A 17,681-nucleotide genomic window follows, 5' to 3' on the forward strand; every position below is an offset into this window, starting at 1 on the left:
TAAAGACTACCATTTGGTGGGTGGTACGGCGCTAGCATTGCAGATCGGACATCGGACATCGGATATCCTATGACTTTGATCTTTTTACAGAAAAACCCCTTGCAGAGAACCCTTTTAAAAAAATGAAAAAAGTATTTCCATCAGAAAAAATCATTAAGAGCTTTCAGTCAAAAGAACAGCTTGATGTATTTGTTTCAGGTGTCAAAATAACACTTCGGTTTTATCCCTTTCCGCCGCAGTACCCATTGGTAAAATACCAAAAAGTCCCGTTACTATCAATAAAAGACATAGCTGCAGCAAAAGCATTTGCAATAGGGCAGCGAGCCGCATACCGCGATTATGTCGATATGTACTATATTCTGAAGGGGGGATATGCAACACTCCATGAAGTGATACTGCTTTCCGAAAAGAAATATGCTACAGACTTCAATGGCCGTCTGTTTCTTGAGCAATTGGTATATCTTGGGGATATCACGGATACAAAAGTTGAATTTCTTGGCGTCCCTATTGCTCAACAAGCTATTGTCCGTAGATTAAAAAAAGAGGTTCGCGACTATGTTAAAGCGCTTGTATAATCTGCTATTCGCAATAGTTTTTGCGTCCGTATCATGCTTACTTTAGCCATATGAAGCTTGCAAAAAAGCTTGTTTTGAGCTTAAGGCTGACTGAATATTAAGACTTGTATGCTTTTTAAATTAAAAAATGAAGAAAAAATAACAATAGTATGCTCGATTCTTGTAGTAACTGTAGTTTTATCTATTTCTACAGTTTTTGCTGCAGGAGAAGTTAAGGGACAGAAGTTGTGCATAGGTACAGACTGCAGAACATCTTGGCCAACTGCGGCGAGCAATTTAACTTCTAACGCATTAACCTTGGGAACAAATGGCAGAATTGGGTATGATGGTACTAGTCTCTATCTCGCATCAAAGTCCAGCGGCTCTGCCCAAATTTACTTAGACACACAAAACGATCAAGCACTTAGATTGAATGTTCCAATAAAGAGTCAACTTAGAATTGGAACATCAAGTGACTCTGACCAAAGGCGCGATTACAGAATTGAATTTGGTGATATCCCATCCGACTCAAATGGCTGGGGTTATGTGCGGCTAGGTGAATGGGATGAGGATGATAAACTTTCAGTTTATGCAAAAAAAGGGACGGAGTTTAGTGCAAAAGCTGATTATATAAATCAAACAATTAAAGTAAAGGGTGGAGCTATAATAGAAGGGAACTTAAAAGTAGCTGGGACAATTCGCCCCACTCGAACTCAAAATATAATTGCTTCCGGATACTCAGATGATACTGGTGGTAGTCCTTGGACAAGAGTATGGGAAGCACCATTTAATGATGGGAAGGGAGAAAATAAACAAAGCAACACCACCTATACATCTCTAGATTCAAATAAAGCAGTACTTGGTTTTAAGGTGCAGGGTGGTGCTGGTGATGGCGGTGCTTGTGTTTTTGGAGTAAACGATTATTTTATTGGAGCTGTTCGATACAAGGGATATGTAAATAAATTACGGACTGATGGTGTGTGGAGCGGCAATTCATGTTATACCGCCTTAGGAGGTAGTTATAGAGATTGGGGGAATAATAAAAGAGCTGTTGACGGAGGTCCTGAAATTATATTCGAAAATATAGACGGAGGTAAGGAGAACGCCTCAAATACTTGTAGTGGCACTGAAGATTTTTTATATAATAAAGCACCCGGTTTGATTTATATACCACCAGGGAATGTGCTGTGGTCAACACAGTTTTATTCAAGCGACGATGACAATAAACATGAGTCATATTGTAGAATTTTAGTACTTTATAGTAATGAATAGAGCTTATATGAAGATTTTTTACGTAGTATTATTGGTATTTAGTTGTTTTATTTTTCAAACACCAAACATTTTAAATGCTGCAGATACAACAATAAATACTATTAATGATTCACAAGAAGAAAAAGATGTGAACTTAATTGAGGGGGATTTAATTGAAGGTAAAATAGAAGTACCTCAAGAATTACTACAAAAAAGAAATGATAATCAGCAACCAGAGTTCGTTAATAATTTACCGAAAGAAACCGACGTCACAGATAAAGATGACACCCTAAATGTAGATGAAGAAAATAGATTTAATAGATTAGAAAAAAATCAAGCAATATTAACAATATATTGTATTGTTAATACTATTTTGTTTTTTATTGTAATATTTTTTTACTTTAGGATAGTCAGAAGAAATAAACAATAACCTCCAAAACGAATTCTTTTCGAGTGCATCATCTGCCGGACGGTGACTTCAGCCGCTGTTGTGGGATTATCGGCCAAATTGTCATTTTGATGTTTCACGGAAACGATATGTTCATTGACAACAAAAGGAAAGCAATAGCCTCCATACTAAAGGAGTGCTATACTTTAGACATATGAAGCTTGCTAAAAAGCTTGTTTTGGGTATAACGTGCGGCGTATTTGTTGTTGGAATGTTTTCATTTTGGAACTTTTTTACCTATGCCGCTTCAGAATATCAATATGTGTTTATACGAATGGCGTATTCTTCCAACGTAAACCAGTGTTCTTGTGATACTTCAACAGCGACCAATGATTGTCCAAGTATAACATTTGCAGCCAATGCCGACAGCCCCTCTAAGTGCAGCGATCAACAAACTACTCGCGGGAAGCCCTACTATAGAATCTATGAGAAAAAAGAAAAGATTCCCGGTCAATCTGTTCAATCTGTCGTTCCCCAACGGCAGACGGCGGGGCATTTTTGTATTGGAAATTTATGCGTGAGTAATTGGGGGTCTCTTCTAACAAGTAGTGTTGCGGGAGGGCGGTATTGTATAAATGGAAATAATAATTGTATTCAGAAAGGACAGTTTGTGTGCGCGAGTAAGGGGGGAGATAATGATAATGACGGGATTTGCAATAATGATGACGAATGTGAAAATCACAGCGGCACGAGCCAATACAGTGGCTGTCCTGAAGAGGCGCCAACAATCTATAATGAGCGATATGATCCTTCAGATAAAAAATTAAAGTGGGGTGTGCGTGGTGATGAGGCCACTATGTATTTATCCGGATCAGCCGGATATGTGCAGTTTGAAGGTGGCTATCATCGGCCACGAAATCAAAACTGGGAATTCAATCGTGACGTCAGTGCATGTGGGGGGCATCAAATTAATCTTTCGGCACTACCTAGCGGGAAACGGAAAACAGGAAGCTTTTCAAAAACAGTAAATGTTCAAGATACTAATGTTTGCCCACCCGCAGTTGCACCCGTTGTTGGAAGTTGGACAGGGTGTTCGGGATGCGCACCGAGAAACGAGAGCGCTTCATGTACAGACGGACAGAATGGCGGAGAATCGTGTAGTCAGCTTGCCACAAGAAACAATTGGTATTATGAAGGAGGAAGGGTGACACGATCTTGTACTAACCTACCTGCATGCATAGCAGTAAAAGGCGAGAAAAAGTGTTATGTGGGAAGAAATGCATGCTCATCTGATAAATGTGGAGGAAGAGACTTACTTTATGAGTGCGTAGTAGATACGGGTAGTTCGTGGTCAGGGATAAATTACTGTACGGATAATATTACATATAAAGATTTATATACCTGCACCACCCTTCCTAATCTAACTGGTGGGGGGCTTCCTATTACTACCCTTCCGCCTGGAGGAGGACTCAATGACCCATGTCTTACCAATCCGACACTACCGTCTTGTATACCCATAATGCCGGGTCCTGGCAGTTGCCTAGTTAACTGTACCTCTGATAGGTATTGATCTATGAGTATCTCTGTGAATAAAAAAACTATATACGGAATATTTATCGTCATCACACTTACTATTGTAGGCGTATTAATTTTTTTCTTCGCTGACAACCAGACAAAGCAGGAGGCAAGAAAACAAGATGCATTGCAGAAACAACAAGAAGCAGAAGCAATGCAGCGACAAGAAAAACGAAGAGAAAAACTTATCGAAGTAGGCGTGAAGGCTATCATACATACCATTGTTCTTGCAGTTGAAAAAGACATCCTCAAGGTGAGAGAGATCTACCCATATAAAGACGAATCAGGTAAAACCTATCCCGTACAAGACCTCACCCTTCAAATGAACGATAAGACAACCTTTTATAAAAGAAGCTATATTTATGATGAGCAAGGGAACGTGGTTAATGCTAAGGATGATCCTGGATCGTTTGAAGAAATCAAACCGGATTTCTTTGTCTCGGCAACCATACTCGACGATCCCTATGCGGCAAAAGTAAGTACTGCATTAACTGTTGTATATTTCGATGAGTTTCCCGGCATGAAGACTGCTACTGAGCAGAAAACATCAGGGGGAGTAACTGAAATGCCGCGCGCAGTTCCAAATCCAGCGCCGCTAAAATGATTATGAAGCGAGTATTTACGAAAATGAACACCATTAGGATCAGCATATTTTTTCTGGCTATCGTTATTTGTAGCGCAGTTGCTTTTACTATTGTGTCAGCAGCAGGCGAACAGGGAGGGAAAATTTGTTTTAGCGGCACATGCTTCTCGCTATGGCCAGAAAATGCTGTGACCGTGATTGACATGAATGACAGGGATGAAGACTGGATTTTTAACTATGAAGACAAATGTCTTGACGTGCCGGACACAACGAGAGGGAATGATGATCCACAAACGCTTGACTTGCGCATGGGGCATGAAGGATGTCCCGACAAGGATGGTGACACCGTATTTGATAATAAAGACCTCTGTACGACAAGTAGTGGACCCTCTCCGAATGGATGCCCGCTCATAAACGCAAGCGCGATCTCATTCACATTCGATGACGGTTCCACAAGTATTACAGTTAGTGAGGGAGAAACAGTACCCGTGCGTTGGAATATTACGCGTCCCTCTGCTGTGAGTGATACTGATTTTGCTGGCTATACCGTTTCAATTCGCAGTAGCTCAGATAGCCGTCTTGAAGGGTTGCTTTCCCGTAAACCACTTCAAGGAGATGCAAATCTCGGTATTTATGCAACGACGGTTCTCACGCTTACTATCAATGGCCCGGGAGGTATGAGCGTATCAAAAGAAATAACTGCGACCGTTCGACGAGTTGATGGCAAGTGGTCAGAGCCGGCATGTCCAGTGCAGTGCGGGATTGGCAGAGTAACGCGCGCATGCAACAATCCTCCCCCGAGCGGCGGCGGGGATGGTTGTCCTAAGGAAGGTGGAGGAATCGCGACTGCCAATGAAAGCGAAACTATTGATTGTAGCGCCAAGTATTTCGATCGAAAAGAACAAAAAGAAAAACCGCTTCCCTGTGAAAAAAGAGAAGGAAGCGCAGGATGTTCTGATGTTGAAACAAACTGCCCCGGTGGATTGAATGTGTCATGTTCAGGAAGAAATAATACCTTTAAGTGCAATGCACGCACGGGTAATGGTTGCGGATTTATGTGGCTTAAAAAAGAGGGAAAAGAAATTTGGTGTGAAGCACCGGCAAAAAAAGATGGAGCGCTTTCCAATTGGAATTCATGCCCGCCGGATCCTTGCCAAGGGGGTTCAAAGACTCGCAGTTGTCAGTCTGAGGCTCAATGGGGAGGGTTGACATGTGATGAGCTTGCGGGTGGTGACGGTTATTCGCAAGTATGCCCCATCGCGTCGGAATGTACCGGTGCCGTTACAGATTCAACAATAGATCTTTTTGTATTTCCTCATATCGTAACTTCCTCAAACTCCCGATCCCTTGTTTATGTCAGCTTTAGTGGATTTATCACAACGGTAGGAGGATATGCACAATCTGTTCGTATTGTTGGCGATTTCGGGGATACACTCGACTTAATACAAGTAGGGGAGCGCCGTGATAAGAAATGGAGATTGCCGCTGGAAAAAGTCTCTTATGAGCGAGGTAAATATCAACTTAAGGAATGCGAGACTATCAGCAAAGATGGAAACCCACTAAGTTTAAGGCGCAAGTATTCGCTAATTAATGGTAAAGAACTTATTGATCAAGAATTTCATTTAGAAGTAATACAAGGTGGCAACGTCGTATTCACAAAGCCGATTGGAAGAGTATTCTTTAATGATTGGAGATCAGACAAATACGTCCTTTCATATGGAGCCGCCGGATATAATGGAGAATGGCAGAAGATATTTTGTTATGTCGGCACTCGCAGTGAAGCCCCAAGTAGAAAATTTGATCAAGGCAGCAGCTATAGGGATGAGATGACTGCTCAGCCAAAGCTAGAACGATAACGCCACCATAAAAAATTACCCACGCCCGTACGGGTAATTTTTTATATATTTAAGTTTCTCTAAAACGGATTCTTTTCCGAATACATGATCTGCTGGGCGGTGACTTTGAGTGCTATCATCTGATTATAAGCCAAATTGTCATTTTGATTGACAATTTGGCATTGTTTTATTATAATGAATAGTAGGAATAATGAGTAAATTACGAAGATTATGTATATTGAAAGGCGTTTAACACCCCTTTTACAGAAAGCGGCAAAACAATTCCCCGTTATTTCGCTGACTGGTCCCCGGCAATCAGGAAAGACAACCTTGGTAAAAAAAACATTTCCGCATATGGCATATGTTTCTTTTGAAGACCCCGACACGAGAGCATATGCCATGCATGACCCGCGAGGTTTTTTTGCGACGTATGCGAATGGCGTCATTATTGATGAAGTTCAAAGAATTCCGGATATTTTTTCCTATATCCAAGGAATTGTTGATTTACATAAGAAGCCCGGCGAATTTATCCTTACAGGTTCACAGAATTTTTTGCTTCTTGAGTCCATCACTCAGAGTCTTGCCGGGCGCGCGGCAATCTATACACTCCTTCCTTTGAGTATTGCCGAACTTTCTTTGCGCCAAGAAGAGGGCTATATGAATTATCTTTACAAAGGCATGTTCCCTCGATTATATGATTCATCGATAGAGCCGCACGAGTGGTATGCAAACTATATCGCTACTTATGTTGAACGTGATGTGAGGCTTATTAAGAATATTACCGATCTTCATGTGTTTCAGCAATTCCTTAAAATATGTGCCGGTAGGACAGGGCAGCTTTTAAACCTTTCTTCGATTGCAAATGATTGCGGAATTACCCACAATACCGCCAAAGCATGGCTCTCGGTGCTGGAAGCAAGCCACCTTGTTTATCTTCTTCGGCCATCCCATAAGAATTTCAGAAAACGGCTTATAAAAATGCCAAAACTCTATGTTATTGATCCCGGGCTACTCTGTTCATTATTGGAAATTAGACACGTTTCACATCTTGAAACACACCCTCTTCGCGGATCTCTTTTCGAATCTTTTATTATTAGTGAATTTCTGAAATATTACCTTAACCAAGGATTGCGTCCACCCCTTTCATTTTGGCGGGATAAAACAGGCCATGAGATTGATTGCATTATTGAAGCGGACAAGGAACGATATGCAATCGAAATAAAAGCCGCACAGACGATAACGGATAAATTTTTTGCCCAGTTAGAATATTTTTCTCATCTAAGCAAACATGAGCAATACAAAAATGCAATCGTGTATGGAGGCGACCAACATCAGCAAAGAGCGCAAGGTGAAGTGGTGCCGTGGACGCAAGCGACGAAGCTATTTAAAACGGATTTTTTTCCGAATACATGATTTGTTGGGCAGTGACTTCAGATGCTGTTGCAGGGTTGTCGGTTGTTAGCACAAACAAATACATGTCTTTTTTGATATTCCCAACCTTTCCTGTCTCTGCCTTGAACGGCGCGTTTTTGTCGGTGGTAGGTTTTTGATAGGTGAAGGCGGTTTCACTACTTGTTTTGATAGTAAAGATTTTGCTGCTTGGCTGCTTGGAAGGTAATACCTCCTGGGCGGTCAGTGTGCCTTTGTCATTTTTCTGGACTTTAGCATAGAGCCCCTGGGGCGCTTGCGGTGGGGGTGGGGGTGGAACGGGTGCTGTTTGTTCGGTTGGAATGGACGGAGGGGGCGTTTGTGTCGTTGCTATCTGACTCTGCGCTTGTTGCCCTGCTTGTTTTGCGGGACTTTTCGGGATGACATAGCCCACGGCAAGCCCGATAATCAAGCCCAATATAACGCCGCGCAATAGCGGCGGGAAGGCTGTTTGTGTATCACTGGGAGATGTTTCCATATATATATGCTATTACGAATAACACATATAGTATAGCATAAAAAATAAAAGGGCATCGAGTGCCCTTCACTATGAGTGATACTACATCTGCTCGGGGCAATCAATGCCCAGGAGACCGAGCGCTCGTTTGAGCACTTCTGCGGTCATCATGCAGAGGTAGATGCGCGTTGCGCGCAGTACTATACTTTCCGTCTTGAGGATTTGTACGTTGGTATAGAATGTTGAGAAGACTTGCGCCAACTCAAATGCATAATTCGCAATGACATGCGGTAAGTGCTGTGCGGCCGCTTTGCGGACACTATCGGGGAAGAGAGCGATCTTTTTGACAAGCGCGTGTTCCGCGTCGTGCACAAGCGCTCTTCCTCGAATATGCTTCATATCGGGTACTTCCGTTTTGCGCAAGATGGATTGTATCCGAACGTAGGCGTATTGCAGATAGGGAGCGGAATCGCCATCCATGGAGAGCATGCGCTTCCAGTCGAAGACGATATCCCGCGTGCGATTCTGCGAGAGGTCACCATACTTTATTGCCCCAACGCCGATGGTGTGCGCGATGCGGAGCTTTTCATCCTCGCCCATATCGCGGCCTTCAAGAAGTGCGGATGCCTTGCTAATGCTTTCCGCAAGGACATCATCGAGGAAAATGACGCGTCCTTCTCGCGTGGACATTTTTCCTTCGGGAAGGCGCACCATGCCAAACCATGTGTGCACGCAGTGCGCAGTGAACCCAAGAAGTTTTGCCGCTCGGAAGAGTTCGCGGAAGTAGAGTTGCTGTTCTCCGCCGACAACATAGATAATCTGCTCTGGGTTCCACCGCTCGGTGCGGTATTCGATTGTTGCGAGATCGCGCGTGATGTAGAGTGATGCGCCATCACTTTTTTGGATAAGCGCGGGTTTTTCGAACCGTTCTTTTTCCGGTAACCCTGCCGAAAGCGTTGCTGCCGGAATAATAACGGCCTTGGTCGCAGCGCCGCTCTGTATCGCAGGCGCTTGAGTAGTGGGAATATCTTCCGCCGCTTCCAAGTCGCTTTGCTGAACGTTGTCCCACACTGCAACACCCGAATCAAGCGCATGCTGCACGATGCCGGCAAGCTTGTCGTTGTAGAAGCTCTCGCCAAGCGTTTCGTCGAATGAAACGCCCAGAAGTTCATAGACGCGGGTGAATTCAATCCAACTTAATTCGCCAAACCATTTCCAGAGTTCAACAGCTTCCGGATCACCATCTTCGAGGCGCTTGAACCATGCACGTCCTTCATCATTCAGGCCTGGGTCTATTTTTGCTTCCTTGCCGAACTGCACATAGAGTTCAAGTAGTTCTTTGATAGGGTTTGCATTGACTACATCTCTGTTGCCCCAGTGTTTGTAGGCAGCCATGAGTTTGCCAAACTGCGTTCCCCAATCGCCGATGTGGTTGTCTCCGACAACAGTATAGCCGAGGAACGAGAAGATATTATGGAGTGCTTGGCCGATAACTGTTGAGCGCAAGTGCCCCACCGAGAACGGCTTTGCGATATTTGGCGCGGAGTAGTCGATCACAATCGTCCTTCCACTGCCTTCATCGGACGAGCCGTAGGCGTCGCCGCTAGCGCAGTGCTCTTCGACGACGTTACTTGCAAAACGCTCCTTGTCGAGCGTGAAGTTCACAAACCCACCCTTTGCCGTGATGACAGAGAAGTTTGCCGTGATAATTTGCGAGAGTTCATCAGCCATGACTTGCGCCAAAACGTCTGGTCGTTCTCCGCGCTGTTTTGCCAGTTCGAATATCGGTACTGCAAAATCAGCGCCGAGTTGTGCCGAAGGCATATCGATGCGGATTGGAAGATTATGGGGTTTAAATGCGCCTTCAATAAGGTCGGTAATTTCTTCCCGTGCAAAGTCGATCGTGTACATCATGTTAGTTGTCACGCGCAATCGGAAAGCTCATACAGCGAGGTCCGCCGCGGGCGCGGGATAGTTCTCCGGATTCAAGAAGAACGACAACCTTTTCATTACCCTCGAACAGTTCTTTTAATTCGCCCATCAGACTACCGACATTATAGGGTGATAGGATATATGGTCTATAACCATGCTTTTCGAGCTCGCTTGCCGTTCTTGTGTTGCGGTCATAGCCCACAATAAACCCCGGGCGAAGCGCGAGAAAGTTGCATCCATCGGTCCATTGCTCGCGGATGTCGTGAGGGAATTCACCGCCGCCGCATGGAATAATTGTCACTTCAGGAGTAACGGCTGCAATGAGTTTTTCGAGAGAAGAAAATTTTTGACCTTCGCTCGTAGCTGACTCATAATGAACCACGCGCATTTTTTGCTTTTCGTGTCCGTCTTCACAGACAAAGGGAGCATACGCCACGCATTCGTCATTGCTGATTCGGGTACAAATCGTATCAAGATGCATCGCGGAACGTTCTTTGGGTGTGAAAACGCATGTGAGTGAATCAATGAGGTTTGCTGCAAACAACTGCTCGCGAATCTGTCGGACTGCGATGGGGGATGTGCGTTCGCCACAGCCCACGAAAACGTGGCGCGGTTTCCATACCATAACATCTCCACCCTCAATCGTTACTGCCATCTTTTTCTGTTCATCTTCGGTCAAGAGGAATTCGCCGGGTGTTTTTATCACCTCAATCTTCTGTGCATCTTTGAAGAAGGGATAGCGATAGAGGATGTAGCGCATAAGCAGAGCTTCGCGCCTGCGAGCCTGTTTTGCAAACGTACTCGCAATAACTTGATTACCAACTACCGCTGCGATATCTCGCGTGAAGATAAGATTTGGCACTGGTGGAAAGAGTGCAACTGATTCTGATGCTACAACGCCTGTAAGCATTATATCCACAAACGCTTGCGGACTGATCGGGACATCGGGATCGGTTAATATCTTCCGCAATGAACCCTCAATTCCCTCAATCGCGCAAATTTCACGAGCGAACCTTTCGCGCGCGACTTCTTCAGAAAACACTTCAATGAGAACATCCTGGACATCAAGAACGGCATCGTTTCCGAGAAGCTCTCCTAAGATCTTCGAAAATACTCCATGCTCTTGTCGCATGCGCTCCAAGTAGACAATGTCTTCATAGAGCCATTCGACAGCCTTATTTGGAATCACTTTTTCCAACCCATCATCAGGTTCGTGAATCATAACCTTTGTTAATCGGCCAATTTCAGAGTTAATCGAAACGTTATTCATGAGTTGTCAATGTGCCACATGACTCTAGTGTATGAGGGTCTCATTGTCAAGGGTGCCCATCGCATAATTATAAAAAAAATCCTTCGCCGTACGAAGGATATAACTGTGGTTATGGTGAAGGGCACTCAGTAATATAACCAAGCGGTTTTCCCACTTTCCAGTGCTTTTTTAACTTTGGAAACAGAAAAACTCCGTTCGAAGGCGCCATGACCGGCTCGGAGCCGTGATAGCCAAGGATGTCGCCGGCAGAGTAGGGTTTAAAATTCTCAACTCCAACTCCCGGAGCATATTCAAATCCCTTGTCCGTAAGAATAATCGCCTCGCGCAGAGTGTAGATGGGGTGGGGTGCCTGCGATACGAGCGTGACAACATCCTCTGGTGCGACTACGACACCAATAGCTTTTCCGACCGCGATGATTTCATTATAGATTACATCAACACGAGAAAGATCATCAGCATGCCCTGATTCATAGCAGAGGCCCAGCCCTCGCCGCGCATAGTATTCATCTGTTGTCAGGAGTTCGCCTTCAAATATTAGGTCAGGATCACACAGTAGAGCTTGTGCGGTAGCAAGGTGAGGAAGAACGTGCACATGAAGTAGTCCGGGATTTTTTTGGCTCACCAAAAAAGGGATTGACGGATGGTTGGTAGAGTGGATATCGATGCCAACGACGGAATTGTACGGGTACTGTTCGATTGCAATCGCATCCATGATTTCTTGTGCGCGCATCCCTTCATAGCTTTGCCGGTCTTCACCGGTGAGGTTATCAGTGAAGCAGCGATTGAGATCGACATGAGATTCTGTATATCGTTCATCCAATTTCATCGCTTCAAGATTGCCATGAAGGAAATACCATACTCCCTCCTGCACCGATAAGCTTCCTTGTTCAAGACCTTCTTTAATCATACGCACCACTGCTGCGCCTGTTTTTTCATTTCCGTGAATACCTCCCGAAACAACAAAAACATGTCCGGGTTTGCCACTCTCAACTTTCCAAATATGATTTCCAATCTCTTCAATAATCTGATTTTTTGTTTCCATAAAAAGATCGCAGATGAAGCTTTGCATTAATTTCATCATGCGTCAAGGCTGGTTTGGGCTAGCGAAGGGCAGGGTTGGGCGGTAAGCGTAACGCCAAGTCCCGCTGATTGTGGAATAGCCACATGCCAGCCGTTGAATGCAAGCTCTGTTGCGCAGTCGCCTTGAATGCGGCTGGGAAGCGTTAGGTCATATGCGGCAAATGCGCCAAGCGTTGCCGCGTGAAGATTGTAGGCTGTGCCGAGGGATGAGTGGATCATATCTCCCAGGACATAGCCGATGTGAGCGCCTTCACAGAATGCGATCATTTTTTTGAGTTCTAAGAGGCCGCCGCATTTTGCAAGCTTGAGATTGGCGTAATCGATTGCCTGAAGGGTATGCAGAGTTTTGAGGTCGGTACTATTGTGACAACTCTCGTCCGCCATTACTTTCACATTGCAGTGCGAGCGGACAAAGGCAAGGCCTTCGTAGTCATGGGCAAGTACCGGTTGTTCGACCCATGCAATGCGTGCATCAGTAAGAGAGTCTAAAAAAATACATGCGTCAGATGGATTATTCCACGCCTGGTTTGCGTCAAGGACAAGTATGCTGTCGGAATACAGAGCGCGCGCAGTGAGAAGCGCCGTTTTTTCTGTTGCAGCGTCGCGTCCGACTTTAAACTTGAATATTCGCACTCCCGAACTGTACGCTTCTTTCATTGTCGCAGAAATGTCTGACGTTAATTCATCAAAGGAGAATGTTTTTTGCAGAATTATTGATGCGAGCGATGATCCGCCAACGAGTTTATGAATAGGAGTTTTAAAGGACTGCCCCAGACAGTCGAATAGCGCCGATTCAATACCGCATTTGAGTCCCGTATTTCCATAGAGAGAAAGATTAACGGCGTCCATGATTTTCTGTACATCATCTACTGACAGAAGTGCATGATTGGCAAGCAGCGGCCGTACAAGAGAAAGACATGCAAGTGCTCCTTCTTGCGTTTCACCATTTACATCCCATGCAAGCGCAGCTTCTCCATAGCCACGCATACCTTCACTTGTTTCAATTGAGACGAGAAGGTAGGGCAAGTGTGTGAGTGATGCCGTGAAATATGAAAATGGTTGTGTGAGTGGTATGGTGTACTTGCGCCCAGCAACGGAGGTAATAGTCATATGCCCGTCAGTCTAACAATAACAGAAAAAAAAACAAGGGCTTTGAGGGCCCTTTAAGGTAGAGAAGCGATCCGCTGCCTGCTTTCGGCAAAGCGGTCTTTCATTGCTGCTTCGGCATGCTCCGATCGGCACAGTCCCGTGAGATCAACATATCCGAAGGGAATGACACCGGGGTTGGAAGCGATGATGCAGAAATCTTCAGCGGGCGCCAAGAGTTCGCTTAATTGCTTGCGTATGTCGCTAAACGCATAGTGCTTCTCGCCATTTGGCAGCTTCACATGTTCATGAGTGAATGACGCGCAGTGTCCCTCGAAATGGATCTGCGCAAAACGCCGCGTAAGGTCGTACACATAGCGTATTGCTCCCTTTCGCGGGTTGAAGTCGATCCAGTAGTGCACTCCTTGCGCATCAATAATAATATCACAGCAGAAATATCCGATAGCAAATTCTGCAAGAAGCGCCGGCCACCAGATTGTCTGAACTTCCTCTGTGATCTTGCGCACGACTTTTTCCGGAATCGAAGCTGGCCATGACGCACCCTGATAGCCGAGGTTGGGTGAGTGCTGGTTGAATATTCCTATGAGCGCCGGAGTGCCGTCTTCATTGATTTCCCAGTGTACGGAAACTTCGTGTATGGCATCAATGCGTTCTTCGACCACAAACTCTGATCCTAAGCGTGGAGGATCGGATAGGATTGCATCAAGATCAGATTTATTCTTCAGAGAGTGCATGCCATTGCACGCAATTCCTCCCGTTCCATCTTCTGCCTTAAGAAGGAGCTCGGTTCTCCTGGCCAGACTTACTTGAACGTACTCTTTCATTTCATGGAGCGTTGAGCAGATCATTCCCGGCGGGGTGGTAAGTCCGAGTTTGGAGAATAGGCGTCTTCCTGCAGGTTTTCTGGAATAAGGAATCGCTACATCAAACGTGCAATACGCAGGAATGCCAAGGTAGTCGGAAAGCTTTCGTTCCGTTTTTTCGATGCAAAAGAATTCAAGGCGGGCTTTGTTGCCATTGACGTGCGAACGGATGCTTTCGCGGATATCCGGACGATCCATGATGAGTTCCGAAAGCGATCGTGTGCCATCCGAGGGTCCTGCTGTGAGGAGCAAGGGAAGCGTGAATCCAAGACCCGCCCAATACGATAGGAAATTAGGATCAATCGAATTGGCGGTAATGAGGACTCCTTCATCTCCGATCTGGCAGAGTCCGCCTCGCTGGTCATATGCCTGTTCCATGGGGCTTTCCAGAAAGTGCGCATTGCTTTGTGTATCGGCAATAATGCGGATCATGGTCATTCGATCGGATCCAAAACAGACGTGTTTTTGCGCAAGAGCATGTTGAGCTTATCGGCATCCGTATCTTTTGGAATATGGATGCTAATGCCTTGGGCATCCGGTTCGCGCGGCAGAAGATCCGGACGATCGCGGCGTGCGGCTTTGATCAGTGAATCTTTAAGTGCAGGCGAGAGAATGCGAGAAATGGTTTCCAAATCTTTTACTCCGTGTCCGGTGAACGAACAATGGAGAACATCTTTCTGTGTGAAGCGGTCTTTCCATTTGAGCGCTGCTGCAAGCCCCATGATACCCGTTGGTTCGGGAATGGCGCCACGTGCAATAAGATGAGCGTCGGTTGCAAGGAGTTCGTAAGCGGCGGCAAGATCACGGTTCGTCAATTCTCCCAAAGGAAAACCCTTTGTGAGAGAAACTGCGTGCATGAGTTGCGGCATGCTATAGCTTTCAATGGCAATTGACCCTTCTGCCGCATCGATGACATCCTCTTGTTCGAAGAACTCGCTATATTCTACAATCGATTCTTTCAGTGTATACGCATCTTCGGACGGGAATGCGCCCTTCATGCCGACAGGAATAATCTTGGGTAGTTTCTGGTATGATTTACTCAGAGTCTTTAACCCCCAGCCTATGCCGGCAAGGTAGGTTCCATTCCCAACTCCTGCAAGAACGTGAGTCGGCAAAGGATCGAGCGATAGGACATCAGATGCCACCGGTATGAGTCCGGGCAGTAAGCATTCGTTGTGCGCATTGATATCATAGATCCCGTTCAATTTTACTTGAGTTACGAGATTGTAGACATCTTCGATAAGCGCATCGTGCATGCCGACTGCGACTACATGGGGGAACGTGATCAAGAATGGAATCTTTGATGATGACGATGGCGTAAAGAGAATCGCCGTTTCTCGCTTTGAGTCAGTGTTCATTGCGAGAGACACTGCGTGATTGCCGGAGGATACAACCGAAAAGCGCGTGAAACCCTTGGCGCGACCGGCGGCGAGCGCCTGTCGTACGATGTAATCCTTCATGCTGCCGGAATGGTTGACTCCTTCGTTGCGGATGTAGACGCAAGAAACGCCAAGCGCATGCGCAAGAGTCGGAGAAGAATACGTAGGTATGTTCGATCGAAAATCAATAGGAATGCCTGCCGATAATTTTTCCGGCCAGAGCAATCCATAGCGCTTGAATGCGCCATGCTGTTTTTTGTGGGATGCGATATCATCCGGGCCAATGTCGGTTGTGCCACACAGAAGGCATTCATACGATGCAACCAAGATAGGAGACTGTATCGTTTTGCTCGTGCTTTCACTCATTGTTAATGTACAAATCCAGCTCATCGTATCACGCAACGTGTGGATGTCAAGAATGCGGGGGAATAAAAAAATCCCTCTCAAAAGGAGGGATTAAAATACTTCTGCCATCATGCAGCGTGCGCTGCCGCCGCCAAGGCCTTCGATGATGGGAATATTGACAGGCACGAGATTGCCATAAAGGGAAAGTTCATTCTTTTCCGCAGTGTCGAATGCATTGAATGCAGTACTCGACAGGACGATGTGACTCCTACCTTCGGTTGAGCGCACCTGGAGCAGGTTGCCGCAAAACGCATACATTTGATTCATCGAAATAGGAATGATTGCCTTGTCCGCATCTCGCAGTCGGCGTTCGACAAGGAGTTGTTCGCCCCGGGCATGGATCGCATCGTAGCAGACAACGGCGAAACGGTCGCCAATACCCATCACCACGTTTGTGTGGTAGAGGGGTTTGTTTTCTTTGTCGAAGGCATGAAAGAAGATTGGTTCATGTTCCATGAGACCGCACCATTTTTCAAAAAGCCCCCGATGGGTCCGCGGCGATTCAATCGCATATGCTACTTTCGCAGTGCGGTCGAGCACCATACTTCCCGTGCCCTCGAGGAAGCGCTCACTCTTTTCTTCATAGGCAAGCGTAATGACTCGTGTTCCGGGGTGGTGGAATGCCCTTAAGCACTCAAGGAGTTTTTCGACTTGGCGTTCTCGCCGGCGGCTTACCGCCTCCATTGGATAGATGACAAGTGTTGCTGGTGTATGGAGTGAGAACCAATTATTAGGAAACACGGCATCGGGCGTTTCGGATGGGCTGCAGAGCTCTGCCACAAAGATGGCATTGTTCCGCAATGCGAGTGTCATGAGGTAGAATTCCTTCATCGCCAAATACCACACGTCACTCTCAAGATAGTTAGTTCCCAGTTCTTTATTGAGATGATCCAGAGTCTTCATGAAGCCGTTCGTTTTTGCAGTTTCCTTATTGTACTTAAAAGAGTTAGGCCGAACCATAATAACAGTATCGGTTGTTTGCATGATTGTAATGTACGGTAGAATGATGCTATCGAATTATTTTGAAAATGTCAATTACATTGACAATACATGAAAGATCAATGTATTATTGTAATATAAATTGTTACAAACGTATGTATGAGGAATATTATCAATATTTCATTACCTCAACCCCTTGTAAAAGTTGTTGATAAGGCGACAAAGAGTGGAAACTACTCAAGTAAGAGCGAGTTTATTCGTATGCTCATCCGACTATGGATGGAGCGCCAACTTATTAATGAACTTGAAGAAAGTAGAAGTGAGTTGAGATCCGGAAAAGGGAAGGTACTCAAAACATTGCGTGATCTCAGGACATGATATGATCATTCGTTATTCTTCGAAGTTTCTTCGGGAGTATAAAAAACTTCCCCGTACCGTTAAACTGAAAGCAGAAAAACAAGAAAAAGTTTTTCGCAATGATCCGTTCGAACCGTCTCTCCATACCCACAAATTACAAGGCCGCCTTAAAGACTTTTGGTCTTTTCGTATTGACGGATCACACCGTATATTATTTGAACTGCCGAACAATAACAAGAATGTGGTTTGGTTTCATTCGGTTGGCGATCACGCTATTT

The 17,681-nt window shown here is 45.4% G+C and carries 17 protein-coding genes; 9 read left to right on the top strand and 8 right to left on the bottom strand.

All coding sequences use genetic code 11. The features are described 5' to 3' along the window. The first annotated feature begins 122 nt into the window (after positions 1-122). The 7 genes from AAB400_05435 (at position 123) to AAB400_05465 (ending at position 7,599) form a co-directional block, all read left to right on the top strand. Positions 123-575 (top strand): nucleotidyl transferase AbiEii/AbiGii toxin family protein, encoded by a 453-nt coding sequence (locus AAB400_05435; GenBank protein MEK7649319.1) that lies wholly within the window; start codon positions 123-125, stop codon positions 573-575. Positions 576-683: 108 nt separating this feature from the next. Continuing rightward, positions 684-1,826 carry a hypothetical protein gene (locus tag AAB400_05440; protein ID MEK7649320.1) on the top strand — a complete coding sequence of 381 codons (1,143 nt, stop codon included), beginning with the start codon at positions 684-686 and terminating at the stop codon, positions 1,824-1,826. 7 nt (positions 1,827-1,833) lie between these two features. After that, a complete protein-coding gene (locus AAB400_05445; GenBank protein MEK7649321.1) occupies positions 1,834-2,235 on the top strand; it encodes a hypothetical protein in 402 nt (133 codons plus the stop codon). A 172-nt stretch (positions 2,236-2,407) separates the two neighbouring features. Next, complete coding sequence (locus AAB400_05450; protein MEK7649322.1) at positions 2,408-3,763, top strand: hypothetical protein; 1,356 nt, start codon at positions 2,408-2,410, stop codon at positions 3,761-3,763. 15 nt (positions 3,764-3,778) lie between these two features. Continuing rightward, positions 3,779-4,372 carry a hypothetical protein gene (locus AAB400_05455; GenBank protein MEK7649323.1) on the top strand — a complete coding sequence of 198 codons (594 nt, stop codon included), beginning with the start codon at positions 3,779-3,781 and terminating at the stop codon, positions 4,370-4,372. A 2-nt stretch (positions 4,373-4,374) separates the two neighbouring features. Continuing rightward, positions 4,375-6,207, top strand: a complete 1,833-nt coding sequence (locus AAB400_05460) for a hypothetical protein (protein ID MEK7649324.1) — start codon at positions 4,375-4,377, stop codon at positions 6,205-6,207. 210 nt (positions 6,208-6,417) lie between these two features. Next, positions 6,418-7,599: an ATP-binding protein gene (locus AAB400_05465; protein ID MEK7649325.1), complete on the top strand. Its 1,182-nt coding sequence runs from the start codon at positions 6,418-6,420 to the stop codon at positions 7,597-7,599. Here AAB400_05465 and AAB400_05470 read toward each other — a convergent pair. From AAB400_05470 to AAB400_05505, 8 genes are all read right to left on the bottom strand, one after another. Further along, complete coding sequence (locus AAB400_05470) at positions 7,571-8,092, bottom strand: hypothetical protein (GenBank protein MEK7649326.1); 522 nt, start codon at positions 8,090-8,092, stop codon at positions 7,571-7,573. The two genes, AAB400_05465 and AAB400_05470, sit on opposite strands and share 29 nt — an antisense overlap. Before the next feature lie 81 nt (positions 8,093-8,173). Then, a complete protein-coding gene (gene argS, locus AAB400_05475) occupies positions 8,174-9,985 on the bottom strand; it encodes an arginine--tRNA ligase (GenBank protein ID MEK7649327.1) in 1,812 nt (603 codons plus the stop codon). 1 nt (position 9,986) lies between these two features. After that, on the bottom strand, positions 9,987-11,225 hold the full coding sequence (locus AAB400_05480; protein MEK7649328.1) for an arginine deiminase family protein: 1,239 nt from the start codon (positions 11,223-11,225) through the stop codon (positions 9,987-9,989). Positions 11,226-11,382: 157 nt separating this feature from the next. After that, a complete protein-coding gene (locus tag AAB400_05485; protein ID MEK7649329.1) occupies positions 11,383-12,315 on the bottom strand; it encodes a succinylglutamate desuccinylase/aspartoacylase family protein in 933 nt (310 codons plus the stop codon). A gap of 35 nt (positions 12,316-12,350) precedes the next feature. Beyond that, positions 12,351-13,463 carry an enolase C-terminal domain-like protein gene (locus AAB400_05490; GenBank protein ID MEK7649330.1) on the bottom strand — a complete coding sequence of 371 codons (1,113 nt, stop codon included), beginning with the start codon at positions 13,461-13,463 and terminating at the stop codon, positions 12,351-12,353. A 53-nt stretch (positions 13,464-13,516) separates the two neighbouring features. Then, on the bottom strand, positions 13,517-14,755 hold the full coding sequence (locus AAB400_05495; protein ID MEK7649331.1) for a hypothetical protein: 1,239 nt from the start codon (positions 14,753-14,755) through the stop codon (positions 13,517-13,519). A 2-nt stretch (positions 14,756-14,757) separates the two neighbouring features. Beyond that, a complete protein-coding gene (locus AAB400_05500; GenBank protein ID MEK7649332.1) occupies positions 14,758-16,068 on the bottom strand; it encodes a pyridoxal-phosphate dependent enzyme in 1,311 nt (436 codons plus the stop codon). 90 nt (positions 16,069-16,158) lie between these two features. After that, on the bottom strand, positions 16,159-17,067 hold the full coding sequence (locus AAB400_05505) for an arginine deiminase-related protein (protein MEK7649333.1): 909 nt from the start codon (positions 17,065-17,067) through the stop codon (positions 16,159-16,161). A gap of 138 nt (positions 17,068-17,205) precedes the next feature. On the opposite strand from AAB400_05505, the gene AAB400_05510 reads away from it, so the two are divergent. Further along, positions 17,206-17,424: a ribbon-helix-helix domain-containing protein gene (locus AAB400_05510; GenBank protein MEK7649334.1), complete on the top strand. Its 219-nt coding sequence runs from the start codon at positions 17,206-17,208 to the stop codon at positions 17,422-17,424. 1 nt (position 17,425) lies between these two features. Then, the coding region (locus AAB400_05515; protein MEK7649335.1) for a type II toxin-antitoxin system mRNA interferase toxin, RelE/StbE family at positions 17,426-17,681 on the top strand (256 nt) is incomplete at its 3' end.

This window comes from Patescibacteria group bacterium (genome assembly GCA_038065255.1).
Lineage (GTDB): Bacteria > Patescibacteriota > Patescibacteriia > JACQRZ01 > JACQRZ01 > JBBTRI01.

Bases quoted from the DNA above. Each gene is read 5' to 3' on its own strand.
- AAB400_05435 (MEK7649319.1), top strand. From the start codon at position 123: ATGAAAAAAGTATTTCCATCAGAAAAAATCATTAAGAGCTTTCAGTCA.
- AAB400_05440 (MEK7649320.1), top strand. From the start codon at position 684: ATGCTTTTTAAATTAAAAAATGAAGAAAAAATAACAATAGTATGCTCG.
- AAB400_05445 (MEK7649321.1), top strand. From the start codon at position 1,834: ATGAAGATTTTTTACGTAGTATTATTGGTATTTAGTTGTTTTATTTTT.
- AAB400_05450 (MEK7649322.1), top strand. From the start codon at position 2,408: ATGAAGCTTGCTAAAAAGCTTGTTTTGGGTATAACGTGCGGCGTATTT.
- AAB400_05460 (MEK7649324.1), top strand. From the start codon at position 4,375: ATGAAGCGAGTATTTACGAAAATGAACACCATTAGGATCAGCATATTT.
- AAB400_05465 (MEK7649325.1), top strand. From the start codon at position 6,418: ATGTATATTGAAAGGCGTTTAACACCCCTTTTACAGAAAGCGGCAAAA.
- AAB400_05470 (MEK7649326.1), bottom strand. From the start codon at position 8,092: ATGGAAACATCTCCCAGTGATACACAAACAGCCTTCCCGCCGCTATTG.
- argS (MEK7649327.1), bottom strand. From the start codon at position 9,985: ATGATGTACACGATCGACTTTGCACGGGAAGAAATTACCGACCTTATT.
- AAB400_05480 (MEK7649328.1), bottom strand. From the start codon at position 11,225: ATGATTCACGAACCTGATGATGGGTTGGAAAAAGTGATTCCAAATAAG.
- AAB400_05485 (MEK7649329.1), bottom strand. From the start codon at position 12,315: ATGGAAACAAAAAATCAGATTATTGAAGAGATTGGAAATCATATTTGG.
- AAB400_05490 (MEK7649330.1), bottom strand. From the start codon at position 13,463: ATGACTATTACCTCCGTTGCTGGGCGCAAGTACACCATACCACTCACA.
- AAB400_05495 (MEK7649331.1), bottom strand. From the start codon at position 14,755: ATGATCCGCATTATTGCCGATACACAAAGCAATGCGCACTTTCTGGAA.
- AAB400_05500 (MEK7649332.1), bottom strand. From the start codon at position 16,068: ATGAGTGAAAGCACGAGCAAAACGATACAGTCTCCTATCTTGGTTGCA.
- AAB400_05505 (MEK7649333.1), bottom strand. From the start codon at position 17,067: ATGGTTCGGCCTAACTCTTTTAAGTACAATAAGGAAACTGCAAAAACG.
- AAB400_05510 (MEK7649334.1), top strand. From the start codon at position 17,206: ATGAGGAATATTATCAATATTTCATTACCTCAACCCCTTGTAAAAGTT.